Raw genomic sequence first — 21,265 nt, forward strand, 5'->3', positions numbered from 1 at the left:
GGCTGCATTCCATGCAAATAATATAAAATTAATTTTCATTATCCATTTGTTCAAGCTCTTCAAGCTTGAGTGCCGCCTCTACCATTATAGCGCATTCTATCCTTTTCTTCTGCATCTCACAGCCCTGTGAATAAGGCTTCATCACGGTTCCGTTGAAGTTGTATGCATTGGCATGACATCCTCCTGAACAGTAGAACTTGGCCCAGCAGCCCTTGCAGTCGTCCTTTGTCTCAACATTGCATCCGTGGAACTGATCCGTTATCTCAGCCGGGAAGCTTATCTTCTCGTCAAAAAGGCTGCCCATCCTGAAATCCTCATTTCCCACGAACTGGTGGCATGGATATATATCGCCGTCCGGAGTTATCGCAAGATACTCGAGTCCCGCTCCGCAGCCTGATATCCTCTTTATGGCGCATGGGCCTCCGCTCAGATCTATCATGTAGTGGAAGAACTTGAAATCCCTGTCCGTCTTTCTTATCTCAAGGTAATCCTTCGCAAATCTCTCATACTCAGCATTTACCTTCTCTATATCCTCAGGCGTGAGCGCATACTCATTCTCATTGTGATCCACAACCGGCTCCATGGAAGTAAGCTCAAATCCGAGATCCCTGAAGTGAAGCACGTCTTTTCCAAAATCCATGCTGTGTCTTGTGAAGGTTCCTCTTATATAGTAGAACTTGTCTTTTGGCCTCTCGCTCACGAGCTTCTGGAATTTTGGTACTATAACGTCATAGCTGCCCTTGTCATTGAGCGTAAGTCTCATTTTGTCATTGATTTCTTTTCTTCCGTCAAGGCTGAGCACTACATTGTGCATGTTAGCATTTATATATTCAATCTTTTCATCGTCAAGGAGCACTCCGTTTGTAGTTATGGTGAACCTGAAGAGCTTGTTGTGCTTCTGTGCTTCCTGGTTTCCATAATCGACGAGCTGCTTCACGACTTCAAAATTCAGAAGAGGCTCTCCTCCGAAAAAGTCCACCTCAAGATTTCTCCTGCTTCCGGAATTGGCTATCAGATAGTCAAGCGCCTTCTTTCCTACCTCAAGGCTCATAAGTCCCTTTGGACCGTTGAAATCACCCTGGCCTGCAAAGCAGTACCTGCACTTGAGATTGCAGTCATGAGCCATGTGAAGACACATAGCCTTTACTACAGGCTTTCTTGAAAGGAAGGTATCCGTGCTTGGAAAAATATCATCCGTATAAAGCACGCCTGCTTCCTCAAGCTCCCTGAGCTCCTCGAACGCAGTACTTATATCATCTGCAGAGTAATCGCTGCCGAGCTTCTCAAGCGCGCTTTCAATGCCTGACTCATAATGATCCAGCACATCATATGCAATATCATCCACAAGATGAATGGAGCCTGAGTTTACGTCAAGCAGAAAATTATACCCGTTTTGTCTGAATTTGTGAATTAATTTCATTTTATTCTCCTAAAAATACTCTATTTTTTACATAACATCCCTAATATAATATTATATAACAAAAATGGCAACTGTGACATAAAATTTGTGGAAAACGGTATGATTCATATATGATAATGTCCTAATATATCACAAGTGATTATGTCCCAATAAAACGATATGTAATATAATAAACCTCATAACATAAGAAATGAGGTGGAGGAGATTAGAAAGGTAATACTTACAATGAATGAGGACCAAAGATATGAAATAATTAAGAAAGTTATTGAGACAAATGGCAATAAGAAAACAGCTGCCCTGAAGATTGGATGCTCTGAGCGTCATATCAATCGTCTGATCAAAGGATACAAGGAAGAAGGAAAGGCTTTTTTTGTTCATGGTAATCGTGGGCGAAAGCCCTCAACAGCTTTTGAATCAGATAAAAGAAGGCTTATACTGGACCTATACAAAAACAAATATTTCGACTGTAACCTTACCCATTATGCAGAGCTTCTTGAAGAAAATGAGAACATAATTGTATCCGTAAGCACTATATCTTCAATACTCAGGAAGGATTTTATTCTTTCTCCCAAGGCGAACAGATCGTCAAAAAAAGCTATGAAAAAAGAATTAAAGGTCCTTCAGTCAAAAACTAAATCCAAAAAGAAATCCGCAATTATCCAAAGCTCAATATTGAACCTTGAAGATGCTCACCCGAGACATCCCAGATGCGCCTATTTCGGCGAGATGATCCAGATGGATGCTTCTGTACATCTTTGGTTTGGGCATAAAAAAACACATCTTCACATTGCTGTTGATGATGCGACGGGACAAATTGTTGGAGCATATTTTGATGAGCAGGAGACATTAAACGGCTACTACAATGTTACTCACCAGATTTTAACAACTTACGGCATACCTTATCAGTTTTTCACAGATAAACGCACAGTATTTGAATACAAGAGGAAAAATGAAACTGCAGTTGAAAAAGATACATTCACACAGTTTGGCTACGCCTGTAAACAGCTTGGAATAGATATCCGTACATCAAGTGTTGCACAAGCAAAAGGGCGGGTTGAACGAATGTTTGGCACACTCCAATCCCGCCTTCCTGTAGAACTGCGCTTAGCAAATGTTTCCTCGATAGAGGAAGCAAACGAATTTCTAAACTCCTACATAAAGAAATTCAATAGGCAGTTCGCCCTACATATTGATAATATCAAATCTGTGTTTGAAACGCAACCAGATATTGAAAAAATCAATCTTACATTATCGGTCCTGTCTTCACGCTCGATAGATAGCGGGAGTTGCCTGAAGTACCAGAACAAATACTATATACCTGTTAACGGAGATGGAATTGCAGTACATCATCGAAAAGGCACTAAATCAATGGTAATTAAATCCTTTAGTGGAGAATTATACAGCTGCATTGGTGAACAGGTATATGCCCTTGAGTTATTGCCCGGCCACAGGCCCTATTCGAAAGCATTTGACTATGTAAAAACCCCGGCCATTCCAAAGAAAAAATACATTCCACCAATGAGCCATCCCTGGAAGCGGGAATCTTTTGAGAAGTATTTGAAAAAACAGTCACATAGAACAATTGTAGCTTAAGAGAGATTATTTTCTCAGAGGCTTGTTAAGTTTACTCAAAAATCAATGTTGCTACGCAAGCCTACTCAAATTAAATGATGAATGAAGCACCAGTTTCCTGGTGCTTATGTTAACATTTTTTTAGGACATTTTCAAAAACGGTTGACACTGTGACATAAAATTTGTGGAAAACGGGTGGCAAATTTGCTATAATGATACAGCAGGTAAAAATTAATTTTAGGATGAATTGAGGAAAGAAATGATATTATCAGGAAAAGGCTGCGAGCTCATGATCCCTGAGTGCGAACTCAAGGATATAAAGGAAATAGAGCGCAGCATAATAAAAAAATACAGGAAGCACCTCTGGTCTCCATTCATGAGAGCCATAAGAGACTTCCAGATGATACAGGAAAACGACCGCATAGCAGTTACGATCTCCGGAGGCAAGGACAGCCTCATAATGGCAAAGCTGTTCCAGGAGCTCCACAGGCATACCGAAATACCTTTTGAGCTTGAGTTCATTGCCATGAACCCGGGGTTCTATGACGTAAACAAAAACCAGCTTCTCAAAAACTGCGAGCATCTCGAGATTCCCGTGAACATGTTCGACACTAATATATTTGAAGTCGCAGAAAAAGTAGCCGGCGACAATCCGTGCTACATGTGCGCAAAGATGAGAAGAGGCGCACTCTACAACAAGGCCGAGGAACTCGGCTGCAACAAGATGGCTCTCGGCCACCACTACGATGACGTAATCGAGACCATAATGATGAACATGCTCTACGCCGGAAGCTTCAAAACCATGATGCCAAAGCTCAAGTCCACGAACTTCTCAAAGATGGAAATAATACGTCCCCTCTACTATATAAGAGAAGATGCCATAAAGAGATACACGAAGAACAACGGCATACTCGCCATGAACTGCGGCTGCGCAGTTGCAGCAGGAAAGATCGCAACTACAAGATACGAGCTCAAGGATCTCATTGAGCAGATGAAGAAGACCAACCCCAATGTTGAAAAATCGATTTTCAAGTCCGCGCAGAACATAAATCTCGACGCCTGCATCGCATGGCAGCGCAACGATAAGATGGAGAGCTTTCTGGACAGCTACTAAGCATTTCGAAAATTTTTGATTAGAAATTCAAATTTTGTGTTATAATTAGAATATATAGAAAATTACAACATCCAAAGGAGGGTTCACATATGTCAAAACTGATAATTGCCATAGTACACAACGATGACGTCCACAAGCTCAGGATTTCCCTTATAGAAAACGACTTCAGGGTAACTAAGCTTTCAACAAGTGGAGGGTTTCTCAAGTCAGAAAACTCAACGCTTCTCATAGGAGTCGAGGATGAGCGTCTGCAGAATGCCCTCGATGTAATTACGAACATCTGCAAGACCAGAAGCGAGCTCGTGGCATCTCCTATATCCGAATTCTTCAACGCAGGGTCCCATATAGGGCTTCCGCTCGAAGTTACAGTCGGAGGAGCAACGATATTCGTGATCGACGTAGAACAGTTCATAAAAGTATAAACAAGAGGATCAGAAAATGGCCAGTATGATATTTCTAATAGCGGCATGCTTCGCAGCTGCATTCATAGACGCAATCGCTGGTGGCGGGGGGCTCATAAGCCTTCCCGCTTATTTGATTGCAGGATTTCCTCCCCACATGGCTCTGGGAACCAACAAGTTCTCCTCCTCATGGGGATCTCTCTTTGCAACTGCAAAATTTGCAAAAGACCGCAAGATAGACTTTTCGCTCATAAAGTTCATGATCCCGATGTCCTTCATCGGCGCAGTCCTTGGCGTAAAGTCGGTGCTTCTGATAGACCAGAGCTTCCTGGGACCGGTAGTCATGGTGCTCATACTTTTCGTGGGCATCTACACCATATTCTCCAAATCTCTCGGAAAAGTGAATCAGTACAGCGGAGCTACCAGAAAAAGCGCTGCTGCAGGAATGCTGCTTGCCTTTTCACTCGGCTTCTATGACGGCTTCTTCGGTCCCGGCACAGGTACCTTCATAATCTTCGGGCTCATGTACATATTCAGGTTCGACTTCGTGCATGCAAACGGAAACGCCAAGGCACTGAACCTCACGAGCAACATAGCCTCTCTGATAACCTTCGCCATGAGCGCCAAGATAAACTACGCCATAGGAATACCCGTAGCCCTTGCGATGATAGCAGGCGGCCAGCTCGGCGCACGAGCCGCAGTAAAGAACGGTTACAAGCTCATAAAGCCTGTATTCGTAGTGATGTCATTCGGCGTTTTCATAAAGCTGCTCTCAGGATATCTGTGGTAAAAATGCCTCAGAGTAATAAAATTATTTTCCTAAATTGCAATAACAAATTGAACTAATTATTTAAACCTTGAAAATCTGTTGTAATATTTATTGAGAATAAATCAGGTCCAGCTCTAAATCAAAGAGTTCTTCCGGAGTCTTATATCCCAAAATTTTCCTTGGGAGGTTATTGATCCAGTCCTCCAGTAAGCTTATCGCTTCGTGACTGTAGTGAGATATACGCCTTCCTTTAGGGATAAACCTTCTGAGAAGTCCATTGTGACGCTCATTGGTACCCCTCTCAAAGGATGAATAAGGGTGAGTGAAGTATATCTTTGTATTACTGGTTCGCAAAGCAGACAGATCAGAAAACTCAGAACCATTGTCAGATGTTATAGTCTTAAAAACCCTTGAGAATTCACTGCCGAAATATTCCTTAAGTTGATACAATTCAGCCATTACAGCGTCAGCTGTCTTGCCTGAAATTTTCCGTACCATAGCGTTGCGGGTCTTTCGTTCTACAAGGGTCAAGAGAACTTCATCCTTCTTGGATTTTGAACCTATGACAGTGTCTATTTCCCAGTGTCCAAATTCTTCGCGATTGTTGATATGGTAGGGACGGATGCTAATGCTATCACCTAAAATTTTCTTATTCTTTCGAATGACGCTGCCTTTGGACTTACGTCTTAGTTTGAGAGGTAGGTGGAAATTCTTGATCCTTATCATACCTAGGTCGATATAGTTGTAGATGGTCTTGGTACAAAGGGTTTTGCTGAAAATCCCTTCTTCCCTGGCTCTGCCTACGGCAGCATCCACAGACCATGAATTCTCAAGCATAGACGATTCTATGTGTCTGACAAACTCTTCAGATTCCAGCAACTGGTATTGCTTACAGCAGGCCTTACGATTTTCTCTATATCGTGCCTGTCCAGCATCAGCGAGGTAAATTTTAATCTTTTTACCTGCTTTAATCTGATCTACTGTGCCACGTCTGATTTCGTTCAGAATCGTGTTGATAGGGCGATTCATAGCTTTTGAGATAGCATAAGCTGACTTGTTATCCCTAAGCATAAGCTCGATTTTTACCCTCTCAGTCAAAGTTAGGTGTTTATTCTTTCGCGGATTTGTTGTAAACTGTGTATAGTCCATAGTGATAACCTTTCTGCAAAAAATTTGTTTGTGGTAAAACTATTTTACAACAGAAAAGGTAGCTATGGATTTTTTTATTGGTTCAATTTTATTTTACAATGAGTCATAAAATTATTTTTTCAAAAAGGTGTTGACAAAATTCTGATACAAGTGTAATATGATAAAAAACTAAATTGTCTAAAAATTATAAAGGCTTTGATAAGAAACAGTAGATATCGTTAATTCCTTCAGAGAGGTTCTGCATGGTGAAAAGAACCGGATAGATGATATTGAACACATCTTTGAGCTGTTCACCGAAATGCCCCGGCAGAGTAGACTGAATCGGTATATGCACCCGTTACCAAGTGCTGGAGTATCTTTATGTCAGAGCATGTTCTGATGTTTACGTACTTTGAGAGGCATCTCCCGCGAGGGACATGCGAATAAAGGTGGAACCACGTGAGCACAAGCTTTCGTCCTTTGACAACAGTCACAGGATGAGAGCTTTTTTTAATACCGATAAAAAAAGTGACAATTACTGTTAACATCACTTAATTCAACTTTAACCGAAAAAGGAGAAGAAACATGAAAAAGATCAAGAGATTTATGGCAGTTGCCGCAGCAGCACTCACAATGATGACAGGACTTACAGCATGCACAGGCTCAGACGATTCAGCCTCAGCAGATACATGGGCAGACCTTGAAGCCCAGGGATACTTCACAATGGGACTCGACGATACTTTTGCCCCTATGGGATTCAGGGATGCAAACGGAGAGCTCACAGGCTTTGACGTAGAGCTCGCTCAGGAAGTCGCAAAGAGGATAGGCCTCGAGGTAAAGATGCAGCCTATCGACTGGTCAATGAAGGAAACTGAGCTTAACGCAGGAAACATAGATGTCATCTGGAACGGCTACACTATAACAGATGCCCGAAAAGAAAAAGTAAACTTCACTACTCCATACCTCAACAACAAGCAGATAATAGTGACGCTCTCTGACAGCCCTGTAAACACCAAGTCAGACCTTGCAGGACTCAGCGTGGCAGTGCAGAAGGAATCAAGCGCATATGACGCAGTAACCGCCGATGCAGAATTTACGGCAGCGCTTAACGGCTCAGAGCCTGTGCAGTTCGACACAAACAACGAGGCCTTCATGGACCTCGAGGCCGGAAGAACAGATGCAATAGTGGTTGATGAGGTTCTTGCAAGATACTACATGAAGCTCAGAGGCGCTGAAAACTACAAGGTGCTTGAAGATAACTTTGGAGAAGAAGAATACGGCATAGGCGTAAGAAAATCAGATGCAGTACTTCTTGAGAAGATAAACGCAGCCCTTGAAGAAATGAAAACAGACGGAACTTACGATGAGATAAAAGACAGATGGTTCTCAGAGAACTAAAAGCCATCTGAACAGGAGGAAAAATGGAAACAATAATGCTGCTGCTACCATCAATGATGGACGGCCTTAAAACGACCCTGATACTGTCAGTCATAACTCTGGCTATGTCCCTGCCATTATCGGTAATAGTGGCACTCCTGAGGATGTCCAGAGTAAAGCCTGCAAGACTTATCACCTCTTCATATATATACGTGATGAGAGGCACCCCGCTTCTGCTCCAGCTCATGTTCATATTCTTCGGACTTCCATACATGAACATCGTGCTCGAAAGAGAGACTGCCGCAGGAGTAGCCTTCGTGCTAAACTATACCGCATACTTTGCGGAGATAGTAAGGGGCGGACTGCAGGGAATAGACAGAGGCCAGTATGAAGCCGCAAAGATACTTGGCATGAGCAAGAAGAACACCTTCTTCAAGATAGTGCTTCCACAGGTAATAAAAAGCATACTTCCAGCCATGGGAAACGAGACGATAACCCTTATCAAGGATACTTCCCTCGTTTACATCCTGGGCCTCGGAGATCTGCTCAGAGCCGGAAAGATTGCCGCAAACACGCTTTCTTCTATGCTGCCGTTCATGATGGTCGGCGTCATATACCTTGCAGTTATCGCCGTGCTTTCAAAGACATTCGCACTTATGGAAAAACACTACAGCTACTACGAATAGGAGGCTCTCATGCTCGAAGTAAAAAACCTTAACAAGAAATTCGGAAAGCTCCAGGTCCTTACAGATGTGTCCCTGAAGGCTTACGAAGGCGAGATTCTCTGCATAAAAGGCGAATCCGGAGCCGGAAAGACTACCCTCATAAGATGCATCTGCAATCTTGAGACCTATGACAGCGGAGAAATAATAATAGACGGAAAATCAGGAAGCGAGTTCGTGCAGGAAAAGGTAGGCCTGGTGTTCCAGAGCTTCAACCTCTTCCCTCACCTGAGCATAATAGACAATCTCACAATAGCGCCTGTATCCCAGAAGCTCATGACAAAAGAACAGGCCAGAGAAAGAGCAATGGAGCTGCTCACTAAGCTAAAAATAGAATCAAAGGAAAACAGCTATCCGTTTGAGCTCTCAGGCGGGCAGAAGCAGAGAGTAGCTATCGCCAGGGCCTGCATGCTAAGCCCAAAGGTGATCTGCTTTGACGAACCCACCTCAGCTCTTGACAGCAAGACCACAGAAGGCATAGCAGCTATCCTGCGGGACCTCGCCTCAGAAGGCATGTGCATTATAGTCATCTCGCATGACAACGACTTCTGCGACATGGTAGCCACAAGGCAGCTGAACATGGTAAGCTCAAGGCTTACTGAATAAGCAGACAACAACCCATAATAAAAAGCAGGTCCTCTAAAATTCCAATTTGAGGGCCTGCTCCTTTTTATACCTGTATGATTTCATTTTTCCTTAATTGTTACAGTATTGGTGAGAAAAGCCTGCAGGCTCCTTCCACAAAGCGCCGCCTTATGGTTTTCTTAAGGTATGCGTCAGGATCGAGCAGCTCGCAATTTCTCAGATCCCTGTCGAACATGTCATACAGATGGCAGAGCGTCTCATCATCATATATTAGCGCATTTATCTCCGCATTTATCTTAAAGCTCCTCACATCCATATTGGCCGTTCCCACGCTTGCAAACTCGTGATCCACCATCATTACCTTTGAATGAATGAATCCCTTCTTATATATATACACCTTTGCTCCCAGCTCCGCAATCTCGCTCAGATAGGACTGGGACGCGTGATAGACGGTAAAATGATCAGGAATACCCGGAAACATTATCTTCACATCCACCCCGGAAAGCACCGCAGACTTGAGCGCCATTAGAAGAGCCTCGTCCGGCACGAAATAAGGCGACTGTATATACACAGACTGCTGAGCATGCGTGATGTTGTAAAAGAATGACTGATATATAGTAGGATGCTCAGAGTCCGTGCCCGATGCCACGATTTGGACAGTCGTCGGACCCTTTGGCTCTTCAAATACATGAAAATAGGACTTTCTAAACTCCGACCTTCCCGTCCTGTGATACCAGTCCTGCAGAAATACCATCTGCAGCATCACTACCGCATTGCCCTCAAACCTGAGATGGGTGTCTCTCCAGAAGCCAAACCTCGGATCCTCATGTACGTATTCATCCCCTATGTTTATGCCTCCAAGATATCCCACCTTGCCGTCTATGATGGCAATCTTCCTGTGATTCCTGTAGTTTATGTTCCTGTAATAAAGCCTCTTGTCCTGCATGAAGGCAAATATCTCAATCCCTTCCGCTCTCATGCTCCCAAAAAAATGCCTCCTCGTTATGAGGAGAGGATAGCATCCAATCGGATCATACAGGATTTTTATCTTAACACCAGCCCTCGCCCGCTCTATCAGAGCCTCCCTGAGGCGATTGCCCATGTTGTCATCCTTTATTATATAATACTCCATATGGATATGCTTCTCAGCCTTTGAGATATCCTCGAGCAGCTTTTCAAACTTGGATATCCCCTCCTCGAATATCTTAAGGTCATTGCCCATAGTTACAGGAGTATTTCCTGAATTTAGCAGCAGCCTTATGGCCTGCTTGTCATCCCTGTTGAAAAAAGCATCGCTCGCCTCTGAGTCCAGCCACTTTTTCTGCTCCTCTATCTGATACACAAGGTCATATGCCGCCCGCGTGTCGTCAGCCTTGAGAAGAGAATCCTTCATCTTCTGTATCTTCTTGCTGTTCTTCTTGCGCAGGTTTTCTCCAAATACGAAATACATGACGAGCCCTGCCACAGGCAGCAGTATCAGAAGCAGCAGCCAGGTCATGGTCGTCGACGGATTCCTTCTCTCAAAGAAGATTACTACTGCAATTGAAAAAAGCGTAAGCCAGAACCAGAACACGGCCCCGGAATAAAAGTCCGTCATAGAAAAAAAGTCTGTCACAGAAAAACTCATAATTCCCCTCCAGTCAATTAAGGCTGTCTATACAGCCGGCCCCTTCTTTCCCAGTCCGCTTTCCCTAGCATGGTAAAAAAGATACTGCTGGGCAAACCCCGCCTTATCGCCAAATACCTCAATGCCTCTTTTCTTTATCCTCTTCATGTTCTTATCGCTCTGCTCAAGATAATACTCATTCATGAACTTTATGACCCAGGTGTCCACAGGGAACGCAATCTCTCTCGCATCCCCGAAGAGAAGTATACAGTCAGCGACCTTTGGACCTACGCCGGCAAGCTTCATCAGCTCATTGCATGCATCCTCATAAGGCAGATTTCCTGTCGATTCGAGATCGACCTCTCTGCTCAGTATCATGTTCGCGCTCTTGAGGATATAGGGAGCCCTGAAACCAACCTTTATGGCCGCCAGGTTTTCCTCAGATATGGAAGCAACCGCCGCGACGCTCGGGAATGCATATCTCATCTGGCCCCTGTATTCTCCGATCGGCTCTCCGCAGAGCTCGCTCAGTCTGTCCACGGATTTCTTTATCCTTGGTATCTGATTGTTTGCAGATATTATGAACGAGATTACCATCTCGAACATGTCCTGCCTCAGTATACGCAGCCCCTGCGCAAATTCAGTTGCCGCCATCAGATGAGAATCAATCTGCGAAAGCTCCTTTCTGAGAGCCGCATAATCTCTTCCCATGTCAAAATAGCTGTACCATATATCATTGAAATCCGCCATGCTGCAGTTGTCTATTATTACATCATCTCCGTCCTTTCTGACGTTTATGACCCTCTTCATAGCAACTACAGTATACGAACCATCGTCTTCCCTGGTCCATCTGAAGCACTGTCCGTTCTCAAAGATATGCCTTGGCTCAAATTCCACCGCATTTCTTATGACAACGCTGTTTCCCTGCTGAATAATATCCATTTTACCCTCCTTCAAATATATTTACTCAATTATACTACACAAAATATCAATTATCCACCCCCCGCGGTGATGAAAAAAAACAGTAAATCTGATATAATAGACAGATAACATACTTTAAACAAGAAGGAGCACCCAGCCAATGAACATTAAAGATTCAAACAGACAGCTTCTGGAAAAGACTATAGAAAAAATAATCCCTGTAAGCCAGGAGTACATATCCATAGCACAGGACAGGCAGAATAACCTCGCAAAGCCTCCGGGATCTCTCGGAAAGCTTGAAGATATAAGCATAAGGCTCGCAGGCATATACAGGAGCCAGTTCTTTGAAACAAACCCCAAGATAGTAATAGCATACGGTGCAGACCACGGAATATACGAAGAAGGTATAAGCATGCAGCCTCAGGCAGTCACCGCACTGCATTTCCCGAATTACGCAAAAGGAACATGCTCCATAGGCCTGCTCTCAAAGCTCCAGGGCAGCGATGTACTCGCAGTCGACATCGGAATAAACACAGACGAGAGCCTTGAGGGAGTGCTTGACAGAAAGATAAGAAAAGCCACATCAAACTTTGCAAAAGGCCCGGCCATGACACATAAAGAAGCCCTTCAGTCAATCGCCGCAGGGATAGAGCTTGCAGATGAATACGTAAAAAAAGGATACAGAGTTATCGGACTTGGAGAAATGGGTATATGTAACACATCGCCAAGCAGCGCCATAGTATCTGTCATATCACAGAGAGACCCTGCAGAGGTTACAGGCCTTGGAGCAGGAACTCCTCCAGAAGGGCTGCAGCACAAGGTGGATACCATAAGAAAAGGCATAGAGATCAATAACCCCGACAGAAATGATCCGCTCGACATCCTTGCCAAGGTTGGAGGATTCGAGATAGGCGCGATAACAGGCACCATACTCGGATGCGCCGCAAATTCCATACCGGTAGTGCTTGACGGCTTCATATCATACGCCGGTGCCCTGCTTGCAAAACAGCTCTGCCCTCTTAGCGTGCAGTATATGATGGCATCTCACAAATCAGCGGAGCCGGCATCTGAGCTTTCACTCGAAATGCTCGGACTCAGCGCAGCGCTCGATATGGGCATGAGACTTGGCGAAGGCAGCGGAGCAGTGCTGTTCTTCAATCTTATCGAAGCTGCAAATCAGATATATAAAAACATGATGACATTTGACTCATCACCGGTGCCAGACACAGGAATAAGAAAAGAAAAATAACAAAATCCAGAAACCGAAAGGAGCTTTCTCATGACGCAGAAACCACTTTACGAGCAGCAGTATCAGAACTGGCTTGACTCAACAATAATAGACGAGGCATCAAAAGCTGAGCTCAGATCAATCTCCGGGGACAAAGCCGAAGTCGAAGACAGATTCTATCAGGACCTCGAGTTTGGAACCGCAGGACTCAGAGGAAAAATCGGAGCCGGAACCAACCGCATGAACGAATATATAATAGCAAGAGCTACAGACGCATTCGCAAAGGTCATCAAATCATTCGGAGACGAATTCGCAGCAAAGGGAGTTGCCATAGCATATGACTGCAGGCTTTTCTCAAAGGAATTCTCGCTGACAGCAGCGCTGGTTCTGGCTTCACACGGAATCAAGTCCTACGTCTTTGATGCCCTCAGGCCTACCCCTGAGCTGAGCTTTGCTATAAGAAAACTCGGAGCTGCCGGCGGAATAAATGTGACCGCAAGCCACAATCCAAAAAACTACAACGGCTACAAGGTATACTGGCAGGAAGGCAGCCAGATAAAGGATGACATCGCAAACCTCATACTCGCTGAAATAAACAACATAAAGAGCTTTGAGGAAGTCAAGTATCTAGCTGAAAAAGAAAAATACACAGAACAGTACGCCCTTGAAAACGGACTCCTTGAATACATCGGAAGCGAAATAGACGACGAATTCCTGGCAAATGCAAAGGCGCAATCGCTCAACGACGAATCCCTGGACAAGGATATAAAGATAGTATACACCCCACTCAACGGAGCAGGAAACATCCTTGTAAGAAGAATCCTTTCAGAGAGAGGCTTTAAGAATGTATATGTAGTAAAGGAGCAGGAGCTTCCTGATGGCACCTTCCCGACCATAGAATATCCTAACCCTGAAGATACAAGGGCATTCGAATACTCAATAAAGCTGGGTAAAGAAAAGGATGCCGACCTCCTGATAGCCACAGACCCGGACTGCGACAGAGTAGCCATAATGGTAAAGCATGACGGAAAATATGAAGAGATAAACGGAAACCAGGCAGGAGTAATTCTTATACACTACATCCTTTCGCAGATGAACGAGAAAAACCTCATAAAGCCAGACTCTATAATAGTAAAATCCATAGTTACGGCAGAGATGGGAACCCTCATCGCAAAAAAATACGGCGTAGATATGGTAGACGTGCTCACCGGCTTCAAGAACATCTTCGCTGTGCAGAACGAGCTCGACAGGACAAAGGCAAAGACCATGATAATGGGCTACGAAGAAAGCATAGGATATGCAGTGGGTACATTCGTGAGAGACAAGGATGCAGTGACATCATCAATGATATTTGCCGAAGCCGCAGCCTTCTACAGGGCTCAGGGCAAGACCCTGATCGATGTACTGAATGAGCTCTACAAAGAATTCGGATACCACAGGGAAGACACAGTATCCATAGTGATGGAAGGAATAACCGGACAACAGCAGATCGCGAAGATGATGGAGCAGTACAGGACTGCATATCCAAGACAGATTGCAGATATGAAGCTTGCAAGATACATCGACTACAGAACCCAGGAAGAGCTTGACATAGCAACAGGAACTGTATCGAAGGTAAACATAGAAAAGCAAAATGCAATAAAGTTCCAGTTCGAATGCGGAAGCTGGTATGCACTTAGGCCTTCAGGAACAGAGCCTAAGATAAAGATATATGCATGCACGAGAGCCGAGACAAACGAAAAATCAGTTCAAAAGCTCGCCGATCTCAAGGAGACAGTGCTTGCAGAACTCAAAAAGATATAATCGACCGGAATACCCCGGAATGCATAAAAAAAGACAGCGCCTACATAGGCCTGTCTTTTTTTATGAGTACGTTCAGCGCAAAAATCGGAAGCGCTCCTGCCCTCTTTATCCTCCATGGTTCCTTTGCGAGCCTGTATGCCCACTCGAGTCCCATCTTCTGATATATCTCCGGCGCTCTCTTTACATTTCCTGAGATTACGTCGAGCGATCCGCCTACTCCCATCAGGAGTCCTGCCCCCAGGATGTCCTTGTAGGCATCGATGAAATATTCCTGCTTCGGCGCTCCGAATGCCACAAAGAGCATGTCCGGCTTTTTCGCCTTTATATCTTCTATCACAGCAAGCTCCTCGCTGTGGCCCTTTGCTCCTGTGTGAAGTCCCTTGAAGTATCCGTGATGTGCTCCTGCAACCTCAAGCCCCGGAAATCTCTCCTTGAGCTTTTCCGCCGCCTGCTCTGCCACGCCGGGCTTTCCTCCAAGAAAATAAACGCTTTTCCTGTTTGTGCTTGCATATTTTACGAGCTCCACCATCAGATCTATTCCTGTGACTCTCTCCTTCAGCGGCTCCCTGACAAGCTTTGAGCCGATTACAAGCCCTATTCCGTCTGGCACTACCATGCCTGCATTTTCAATGAAATCGAGAAGCGGCCTCTCCTCATTGGCCTTTACCACTATCTCGCTGTTCGGAGTTACAATCACAAAAGGTTTCTGAGGATTTATGCTCTCAGCCGCCTTTTTCACGGCACTCTTCATATCTACATGATCTATCCTAACGCCTAATATTCTCACCTGTAAGCAGCTCCTTTACCATCTTATTATTAAGCAGCGCCTTTTCTCTCATCAGGTGCGCTGTGTCAGCCGTCTGTTCCCTCAGCTGCTCCATATTCTCTACAGCATGCTCTATCTGCCTTACGAGCTCAGCTGAATCAATGGAGTCTACCTCCATTGCGCTTTCTCTTCCCATCTCCTCAAGGAGGCTCTGTATCTTTGGATCATAGGATATCCCGATTGGCCATGCATTGCACACTGTGGCAAATATGAGTCCGTGAAGCCTCATGGAAAGCATTATGTCCATATTGGACATGACGGAAAGAAATTCTTCCTCTCCCATGAGATTTTTCAGCGTATATATCCTTATCGGGTCGCTCTCGCTCACCCTTACCTGCTCGTGTATCCTTTCACTCAGCTCAAGGTCATGAGGAAAGTGAAATGGAAGCATTACAACGTTCATATCCCTGTCCTTAAGGGCCTCTATGGTTTTTGCGATTTCCTCCGTTATCCTCGGAGTACAGTCCTTCCAGCTTCTCACGGAAACCCCGAGGGTAAGCTTTCTGGTATCCACGCCGCAGTTTGCAAGTATCTCAGCTCCTGCCATATGATCCGGCTTTTCAAGAGAAAATACCGTATCAGTCGTAACTCTTATGTTTTCAGTAACTCCCATGGCATTGAGCTCAAGCTTTGACTGATTGTCTCTCACATTTATTATATCCAGCTTCCTGAAAAGCTTCGCCATGCGCTCTCTGTTTTTAGGGTCTGTCACAGGTCCTATCCCCTGCGAATAAATCATGACCTTCTTTTTGAATATTACCTTTGCAAGATATGCCACTCCAAGATAATAGAGTATCGACCTTCTCGAGGTCACGTCCTGAAAGAGAGATCCTCCACCGCTTATGAAGAGGTCCATATCCCTCATTTCCTTCATTATGGAAATGATGCTCATTCTGTCTATCGCCCTGATTCCGTTTTTTCTCGCTGTAAGCTCAGGATTTGCAGACATCGCAACAAGCTCGGCGTCAGGCATTTCCTTCCTTATTCCCTTTACCATGGCATTGAGTATAGCCTCATCCCCTACGTTGTCAAACCCAAAATATCCCGAAAGCAGAATCTTATAGCCCATTTAGCACACTGCCTTTCTCATTTTTCATTTTATCCTTCATTCGGCCGCAGATGTATATAACAGCCTCTATCATAATTATACCCGCCAGCGCAACCAGAGAGCCTACAAAAAGCTCTGCTCCTGTCCTGAATACAGATACTGTAAGCGCCGCCTTGGTATGTGAAAACGTATTTACCGTATTAACAAGTCCTATGCTCGAAAGCACTATAAATGCTATATTTATTTTGTGGTTTCTGCCTGTCTGCGAAAGGTACAGCATTATTACAGTAAACGGAATTCCAGCAAATATGGCCTTGGTTCTCGGCCTTGCCGGGAATATGAACTCAAAGAAGTTTCTCATCAGAACCTCAGCCGCAGAGGGCTCAGCCGCAGTATTCCCCGATCTTGCCATGAAAACCATCAGCACCGCAGCAAAAATTCCAATAGCAGCTATCTGCCATACCTTTATTGTATCATTCGCAAATCTCAGCACATCTCCTGAAGTTATCCCGGTTATCTCGCTGTCCGTGTTTCTCCTGTATCCAAAATATGCGATATACATGAGAAGGATTATACCCATAGGAACCACCTGCGATATCTTTACTCCTGCAAAGGTATCCACTCCAAGCAGGTATCTGCTGTGAGTAAGCATAGCCACCTCAAAAAGCACGCTCCCAAGAGTTATCAGTATTGCACCGAGCATCATGAGCTCAGATTTCAAAAACGCCTTCGCCTTTGAGGTATACAGAAGGTCGCTTTCAATCCTTCTCAGCCTTGATATCAGCCAGCATCCTGCAAGAGAAGGCATAGTCATGGCTCCAAGGAGCGCAAATCCCTTTTCCACTATTGCAGACATCATGCCTGAAGCTATCAGCGCCGCCGAAGCCGCCGTTCCAAGCCCGAGCAGTATATACAGCGATTTCTTCTTATTAAGCGCGAAAAGATTGTCTATTATCATCAGCCAGGCCGCGATTATCCCCATTGCCACAGGTATCCTCATAAGAGGATTCGGACTGAAGAATTCCATGGTCTTGAGTCTTGCCGGCTTCATGTCTACCGCAGCAAGCCTTTTTTCAATATTGTCAAGCACATTTGCATATGCCTGAGGGTCTGATATATACCGTCCATCCTTGATGAATGGCTTTAATGATATGACTCTTATGTTTCTTGTAGTTATTCCCCTGAACATTATATTTGCAATCTCTTCACCATTGTGATGAAAAGGAATCTCATAGTCGTATTTGTTTGTTACAAAATCCCATGTCAGATACGATCCCACGGCATCAAAATCCATGAGCTTGAGAAGCTCCATCATCCCGTCCGTCTTCAGGTATCCTCCCTGAGAGCTCGATTCTATCATCGCTACGGCTATGTCCCTGTCCTCAAGTCCTGTCGCAAGCTTTTCAAGCGGCGGATATACGAATTTCTTTATACCCGCATCCGCTGCCTCATCCTGCATCCTCTTCATTTCCGGATAGTCAAATCCAAGGACCTGATTCCCGCTGAAGATTATGTGGCTTGGCTCGATCTGCGAGCTGTCTATAGTATCAAGGAATGCATCCACTGATTTTTCTGCAGACTGAAAGTCAGCATAGTAGTTTGGAGACAGAATGACTCCAAATCCGTGTTTCTTTGAAAGCTCGAGCGCCTTTTCATCATATCCGAGCCCTGCAGTCTCAAGCATTGAGCCAGACCATACCGTAGATGTCACGTTCTTCTGTCCATATGATCCCACGGTAAGTACCTGACCCTCTATGTAATCAAGTGACGTTCCTTCAATCCTTATGGTTTTATCATCCTCGAGTGTTACGCTCCTGTCATCCTTCTTCACATCCATGAAGGCTCTGTATATCCTCTGGATCAGCGCGCTGTCCTCAGATTCTATAATAAGATCATACCCGCTCATCCTCGTCGTGAGGCTTACAGCTGGATTCTGCTTAAGACTCTGCAGCGTATCTTCCTTTATAAGCATGTTTGTTATGCCCGTATCCTTCATATCCTCAAGCATGTCATCCATGCTCACGCCTTCCTGTGATGCCACTTTCTCAAGCTCTGAATAATACATGTTAACTTCATACGTCTTATAATCCGATTCTCTGTCAAACCTCTGAATAGTGAGAAGTGCAGAAAACGCAATCCCCACAGCCACAGCTGCGGCCAAGATCCTGTTTATCTTCATAACCGTTCCTTTCAAATCTTCCTCTTTTTTTACATACGGTAATATTATATCATTTCTGCCCCATTTGCACAACAGAAAACCAGCCGCTGGCTAAGCGACTGGCATATGTACAAACTATTCTTCATTCAGCGCTATACTTATGGACAGTGCCTTATTCACTCTCGTCATAAAAGCAGCATCGCACCTTCCGATTCGGTCCTTCAGTCTTTTTCTGTCAATTGTCCTGATCTGCTCCAGCAACAATACCGAGTCCTTGACCAGACCGTAGTTTCCGGATTTAATTTCAATATGTGTAGGCAGTTTTGCCTTGTTCAACTGAGATGTTATTGCCGCTACAATTATGGTTGGCGAGTACTTGTTTCCAATATCATTCTGGATAACAAGCACCGGCCTTACTCCACCCTGCTCCGAACCTACGACTGGACTAAGATCGGCATAATATACCTCGCCTCTCTTAATAATCGTATTGCTATTCATAATTTAAACCCTGCCAAAAAACGTGGATCAGTCAATAAGATAATTTACAGTCCTGCAGATTTTTCCATCCCTGATATAAAGTCTCGGAATCCTTCTCTGAACCATGCACAAAATCTCATAGTTGATCGTCCCCAGTCGTTTGGCCAACCTTTCCACTCGTATTTTTTCATCCTCTGAAAAAATGGTAATTATATCCCCAGTTGAAACTGTCTCATCCACAAGGAACATGCTCTGATCCATGCAGATATTCCCTGCCAGATTGTAGAGCCTGTCATTGATGAGCACGTCCGCCTTCTGGCTCAGCATCCTGGTAAAGCCGTCTGCATAGCCTATTGGCGCAGTAGCAATGTACTTGCTGCCGTTTTCCACTATATACTTGTGGCCATAGCCTACCCCTCTGCCCTCTTCAAGCAGCTTCACATGGGAAATCTTTGTCTTAAGCGCCATAGCCGGCCTAAGTTCCACTCTCTCCTTTTCAACCTCATCAGAAGGATAATGCCCGTAGAGGCTTATACCCATCCTGACCATATCCAGATGATACTCCGGATACATTATCGTACCTGCACTGTTGCATACATGTCTGATATTGAATCTTATGCCCTTTTCTTCTATTGCCTTAACAATTTTTTCATATCTGCTGAACTGAAGATCCGTCTCAGATCTGTCCCATTCATCAGCCTTTGCAAAGTGTGTGAATATGCCCTGAAGTATAAGGTTTGGAAGCTTGCTTATCTTCTCAAGCTCTCCAACTGTCTCATCATTGCACTGAAATCCTACTCTTGACATTCCTGTATCGAGCTTCACCTGGATCCTTGCACTTTTTCCGAGCTCTGCTGCTCTGTCAGACACCTTCTTCGCAGTCTGATAGCTGAAAAGAGGTATGTCTATCTCCTTTTCGATGAACTCACCGTAAAGATCTTCTTCTATGTACGCCAGACACATCACCGGTGCCTTGATGCCATGCTTTCTAAGCTCGAGCGCCTCATTTGCTGTGGCAACCCCGAAATAGTCGCATCCATCTTCTTCAAGAACCTTTGCAAGCTCCACGCTTCCGTGGCCGTATCCGTTGGCCTTTATGATAGCGCAGCTCTTGGTTCCTTCTTTCGTAAGAGCCCTTAGACTCCTGTAATTATGTATTATGTTGTCAAGATTGATCTCTGCCCATGTAGGCATATAAATGTTCATAATGCACCTTCCCTTTTCTCTATTACACACATCGCTACCGCATACTGCCTGCAGTGAGATATGCTCAGCAGGATGCTGCCTGCGCCGAGCCTCTCAGCCGTCTCTGATGCGCCAGAGTGAAGAAGCACCGCGGGCTTGCCCAGATCGTCGTGTATTATCTCGATGTCCTTCATTTCAAATCCCCGGATTCCTGTGCCGAGGGCCTTTGCCACAGCTTCCTTTGCGCACCACATGGAAGCCACGGATTCATGCTTCATGCCTCTGAGCCTGAGATATTCTCTCTCATTTGCTGTAAGCACTCTCTCAAGAAATCGGTCTCCTCTGCTTAGAATATCTGAGATTCTTGCTATCTCGATAATATCAGTTCCTACTCCAAAAACAGCCATGTTCACTCCTTAACATATAACTTATACCCTTTACAGATATTTGTCAACTCAGGAAAAGGTTTGTAATAAAAATTTAAATAATTTTTTTCAGAATTCCTTTACTTCCCGCTTTAATTCCTCTATTTGCCATTGTGCAGATGGATGTTGTCTCTTCTCATCCTTATGAAGAAATCCTCAGTCCCTTCCTGGTACTCGATCTCGAAATCATCGATCATCATTCCTACAAGGCTGAGCTCCGTGCTCGGAGTCATGTCATTTCCGGTAAGGCCCCAGTAATATTCCTCCATCTCATGTGCCCTTGGAGACGCAAGGAGCTTCTTGATCTTTGCAAGCCTCTTTGGCTCAATCGGCGCCTTTATCCTGGCACTGAAGGTGAGGTCAGTGTGCGTGTCCTCGATACCGATTTCCATCTTTATATCCTCAGCCCTGAGGCTGTAAAAAAAAGTAAGCATCTCATCAACAATGCTGATAAGTCTGTGATCTACATGCGCTGTATTGCGTCTGCTCATTCCAGATAC

Annotated in this window: 20 protein-coding genes and 1 other annotated feature; of the genes, 9 read left to right on the forward strand and 11 right to left on the reverse strand. The window is 44.6% G+C overall.

Annotated features, from left to right (window positions below):
• Positions 1–28: 28 nt before the first annotated feature.
• Entirely contained in the window at positions 29–1,420 is a 1,392-nt protein-coding gene (gene scfB / locus AC4PGZ_RS09845) for a thioether cross-link-forming SCIFF peptide maturase (protein WP_492158446.1), read from the reverse strand.
• A gap of 195 nt (positions 1,421–1,615) precedes the next feature.
• On the opposite strand from scfB, the gene AC4PGZ_RS09850 reads away from it, so the two are divergent.
• From AC4PGZ_RS09850 to AC4PGZ_RS09865, 4 genes are all read left to right on the forward strand, one after another.
• Positions 1,616–3,013 carry an ISNCY family transposase gene (locus AC4PGZ_RS09850; protein ID WP_492158447.1) on the forward strand — a complete coding sequence of 466 codons (1,398 nt, stop codon included), beginning with the start codon at positions 1,616–1,618 and terminating at the stop codon, positions 3,011–3,013.
• 238 nt (positions 3,014–3,251) lie between these two features.
• Positions 3,252–4,106, forward strand: a complete 855-nt coding sequence (locus AC4PGZ_RS09855) for a tRNA 2-thiocytidine biosynthesis TtcA family protein (RefSeq protein WP_492158448.1) — start codon at positions 3,252–3,254, stop codon at positions 4,104–4,106.
• An 89-nt stretch (positions 4,107–4,195) separates the two neighbouring features.
• Positions 4,196–4,528 carry a cyclic-di-AMP receptor gene (locus AC4PGZ_RS09860; RefSeq protein ID WP_492158449.1) on the forward strand — a complete coding sequence of 111 codons (333 nt, stop codon included), beginning with the start codon at positions 4,196–4,198 and terminating at the stop codon, positions 4,526–4,528.
• 16 nt (positions 4,529–4,544) lie between these two features.
• Positions 4,545–5,297: a sulfite exporter TauE/SafE family protein gene (locus AC4PGZ_RS09865; protein WP_492158450.1), complete on the forward strand. Its 753-nt coding sequence runs from the start codon at positions 4,545–4,547 to the stop codon at positions 5,295–5,297.
• A gap of 87 nt (positions 5,298–5,384) precedes the next feature.
• Here the strand turns inward: AC4PGZ_RS09865 and AC4PGZ_RS09870 are convergent, their stop codons facing one another.
• Positions 5,385–6,425, reverse strand: a complete 1,041-nt coding sequence (locus AC4PGZ_RS09870) for an IS30 family transposase (RefSeq protein WP_492158451.1) — start codon at positions 6,423–6,425, stop codon at positions 5,385–5,387.
• Positions 6,426–6,611: 186 nt separating this feature from the next.
• Positions 6,612–6,888, forward strand: a binding site (T-box leader).
• A 101-nt stretch (positions 6,889–6,989) separates the two neighbouring features.
• On the opposite strand from AC4PGZ_RS09870, the gene AC4PGZ_RS09875 reads away from it, so the two are divergent.
• From AC4PGZ_RS09875 to AC4PGZ_RS09885, 3 genes are read left to right on the forward strand one after another with little or no spacing between them, the layout of a single operon-like run.
• The gene (locus tag AC4PGZ_RS09875) at positions 6,990–7,802 is read left to right on the forward strand and encodes an amino acid ABC transporter substrate-binding protein (RefSeq protein WP_492158452.1); all 813 of its coding nucleotides are present in this window, start codon (positions 6,990–6,992) and stop codon (positions 7,800–7,802) included.
• Between the two features lie 23 nt (positions 7,803–7,825).
• Entirely contained in the window at positions 7,826–8,467 is a 642-nt protein-coding gene (locus AC4PGZ_RS09880; RefSeq protein WP_492158453.1) for an amino acid ABC transporter permease, read from the forward strand.
• Positions 8,468–8,476: 9 nt separating this feature from the next.
• Positions 8,477–9,109, forward strand: a complete 633-nt coding sequence (locus AC4PGZ_RS09885) for an amino acid ABC transporter ATP-binding protein (protein WP_492158454.1) — start codon at positions 8,477–8,479, stop codon at positions 9,107–9,109.
• Between the two features lie 97 nt (positions 9,110–9,206).
• Here AC4PGZ_RS09885 and cls read toward each other — a convergent pair whose 3' ends face one another.
• Complete coding sequence (gene cls, locus AC4PGZ_RS09890; protein ID WP_492158455.1) at positions 9,207–10,715, reverse strand: cardiolipin synthase; 1,509 nt, start codon at positions 10,713–10,715, stop codon at positions 9,207–9,209.
• A 27-nt stretch (positions 10,716–10,742) separates the two neighbouring features.
• The gene (locus tag AC4PGZ_RS09895) at positions 10,743–11,636 is read right to left on the reverse strand and encodes a DNA-3-methyladenine glycosylase family protein (RefSeq protein ID WP_492158456.1); all 894 of its coding nucleotides are present in this window, start codon (positions 11,634–11,636) and stop codon (positions 10,743–10,745) included.
• A gap of 139 nt (positions 11,637–11,775) precedes the next feature.
• Between AC4PGZ_RS09895 and cobT the strand changes: the two genes are divergently transcribed.
• Both cobT and AC4PGZ_RS09905 read left to right on the forward strand, forming a co-directional pair.
• On the forward strand, positions 11,776–12,864 hold the full coding sequence (gene cobT / locus AC4PGZ_RS09900; protein WP_492158457.1) for a nicotinate-nucleotide--dimethylbenzimidazole phosphoribosyltransferase: 1,089 nt from the start codon (positions 11,776–11,778) through the stop codon (positions 12,862–12,864).
• A 30-nt stretch (positions 12,865–12,894) separates the two neighbouring features.
• Positions 12,895–14,646 (forward strand): phospho-sugar mutase, encoded by a 1,752-nt coding sequence (locus AC4PGZ_RS09905; protein ID WP_492158458.1) that lies wholly within the window; start codon positions 12,895–12,897, stop codon positions 14,644–14,646.
• Between the two features lie 40 nt (positions 14,647–14,686).
• On the opposite strand, the gene AC4PGZ_RS09910 is transcribed toward AC4PGZ_RS09905, so the two are convergent.
• The 7 genes from AC4PGZ_RS09910 to AC4PGZ_RS09940 form a co-directional block, all read right to left on the reverse strand.
• Positions 14,687–15,433 carry a WecB/TagA/CpsF family glycosyltransferase gene (locus AC4PGZ_RS09910; RefSeq protein WP_492158459.1) on the reverse strand — a complete coding sequence of 249 codons (747 nt, stop codon included), beginning with the start codon at positions 15,431–15,433 and terminating at the stop codon, positions 14,687–14,689.
• Positions 15,414–16,541 (reverse strand): polysaccharide pyruvyl transferase CsaB, encoded by a 1,128-nt coding sequence (csaB, locus tag AC4PGZ_RS09915; RefSeq protein ID WP_492158460.1) that lies wholly within the window; start codon positions 16,539–16,541, stop codon positions 15,414–15,416. Before csaB ends, AC4PGZ_RS09910 begins: the two co-directional genes overlap by 20 nt.
• The gene (locus AC4PGZ_RS09920) at positions 16,531–18,714 is read right to left on the reverse strand and encodes a DUF5693 family protein (RefSeq protein ID WP_492158461.1); all 2,184 of its coding nucleotides are present in this window, start codon (positions 18,712–18,714) and stop codon (positions 16,531–16,533) included. Before AC4PGZ_RS09920 ends, csaB begins: the two co-directional genes overlap by 11 nt.
• A 99-nt stretch (positions 18,715–18,813) precedes the next feature.
• On the reverse strand, positions 18,814–19,176 hold the full coding sequence (locus tag AC4PGZ_RS09925; protein ID WP_492158462.1) for a type II toxin-antitoxin system PemK/MazF family toxin: 363 nt from the start codon (positions 19,174–19,176) through the stop codon (positions 18,814–18,816).
• Between the two features lie 27 nt (positions 19,177–19,203).
• Positions 19,204–20,361, reverse strand: a complete 1,158-nt coding sequence (gene alr, locus AC4PGZ_RS09930) for an alanine racemase (RefSeq protein ID WP_492158463.1) — start codon at positions 20,359–20,361, stop codon at positions 19,204–19,206.
• A complete protein-coding gene (gene acpS, locus AC4PGZ_RS09935) occupies positions 20,358–20,747 on the reverse strand; it encodes a holo-ACP synthase (protein ID WP_492158464.1) in 390 nt (129 codons plus the stop codon). Before acpS ends, alr begins: the two co-directional genes overlap by 4 nt.
• A gap of 119 nt (positions 20,748–20,866) precedes the next feature.
• Complete coding sequence (locus tag AC4PGZ_RS09940; RefSeq protein ID WP_492158465.1) at positions 20,867–21,256, reverse strand: hypothetical protein; 390 nt, start codon at positions 21,254–21,256, stop codon at positions 20,867–20,869.
• Positions 21,257–21,265 lie beyond the last annotated feature (9 nt).

Source organism: Proteocatella sp. QWL-06 (assembly GCF_058684135.1).

Excerpts from the sequence above, each read along its gene's own strand:
- scfB (WP_492158446.1), bottom strand. The coding sequence starts at position 1,420 with ATGAAATTAATTCACAAATTCAGACAAAACGGGTATAATTTTCTGCTT.
- AC4PGZ_RS09855 (WP_492158448.1), top strand. The coding sequence starts at position 3,252 with ATGATATTATCAGGAAAAGGCTGCGAGCTCATGATCCCTGAGTGCGAA.
- AC4PGZ_RS09860 (WP_492158449.1), top strand. The coding sequence starts at position 4,196 with ATGTCAAAACTGATAATTGCCATAGTACACAACGATGACGTCCACAAG.
- AC4PGZ_RS09865 (WP_492158450.1), top strand. The coding sequence starts at position 4,545 with ATGGCCAGTATGATATTTCTAATAGCGGCATGCTTCGCAGCTGCATTC.
- AC4PGZ_RS09870 (WP_492158451.1), bottom strand. The coding sequence starts at position 6,425 with ATGGACTATACACAGTTTACAACAAATCCGCGAAAGAATAAACACCTA.
- AC4PGZ_RS09875 (WP_492158452.1), top strand. The coding sequence starts at position 6,990 with ATGAAAAAGATCAAGAGATTTATGGCAGTTGCCGCAGCAGCACTCACA.
- AC4PGZ_RS09880 (WP_492158453.1), top strand. The coding sequence starts at position 7,826 with ATGGAAACAATAATGCTGCTGCTACCATCAATGATGGACGGCCTTAAA.
- AC4PGZ_RS09885 (WP_492158454.1), top strand. The coding sequence starts at position 8,477 with ATGCTCGAAGTAAAAAACCTTAACAAGAAATTCGGAAAGCTCCAGGTC.
- cls (WP_492158455.1), bottom strand. The coding sequence starts at position 10,715 with ATGAGTTTTTCTGTGACAGACTTTTTTTCTATGACGGACTTTTATTCC.
- AC4PGZ_RS09895 (WP_492158456.1), bottom strand. The coding sequence starts at position 11,636 with ATGGATATTATTCAGCAGGGAAACAGCGTTGTCATAAGAAATGCGGTG.
- cobT (WP_492158457.1), top strand. The coding sequence starts at position 11,776 with ATGAACATTAAAGATTCAAACAGACAGCTTCTGGAAAAGACTATAGAA.
- AC4PGZ_RS09905 (WP_492158458.1), top strand. The coding sequence starts at position 12,895 with ATGACGCAGAAACCACTTTACGAGCAGCAGTATCAGAACTGGCTTGAC.
- csaB (WP_492158460.1), bottom strand. The coding sequence starts at position 16,541 with ATGGGCTATAAGATTCTGCTTTCGGGATATTTTGGGTTTGACAACGTA.
- AC4PGZ_RS09925 (WP_492158462.1), bottom strand. The coding sequence starts at position 19,176 with ATGAATAGCAATACGATTATTAAGAGAGGCGAGGTATATTATGCCGAT.
- alr (WP_492158463.1), bottom strand. The coding sequence starts at position 20,361 with ATGAACATTTATATGCCTACATGGGCAGAGATCAATCTTGACAACATA.
- acpS (WP_492158464.1), bottom strand. The coding sequence starts at position 20,747 with ATGGCTGTTTTTGGAGTAGGAACTGATATTATCGAGATAGCAAGAATC.
- AC4PGZ_RS09940 (WP_492158465.1), bottom strand. The coding sequence starts at position 21,256 with ATGAGCAGACGCAATACAGCGCATGTAGATCACAGACTTATCAGCATT.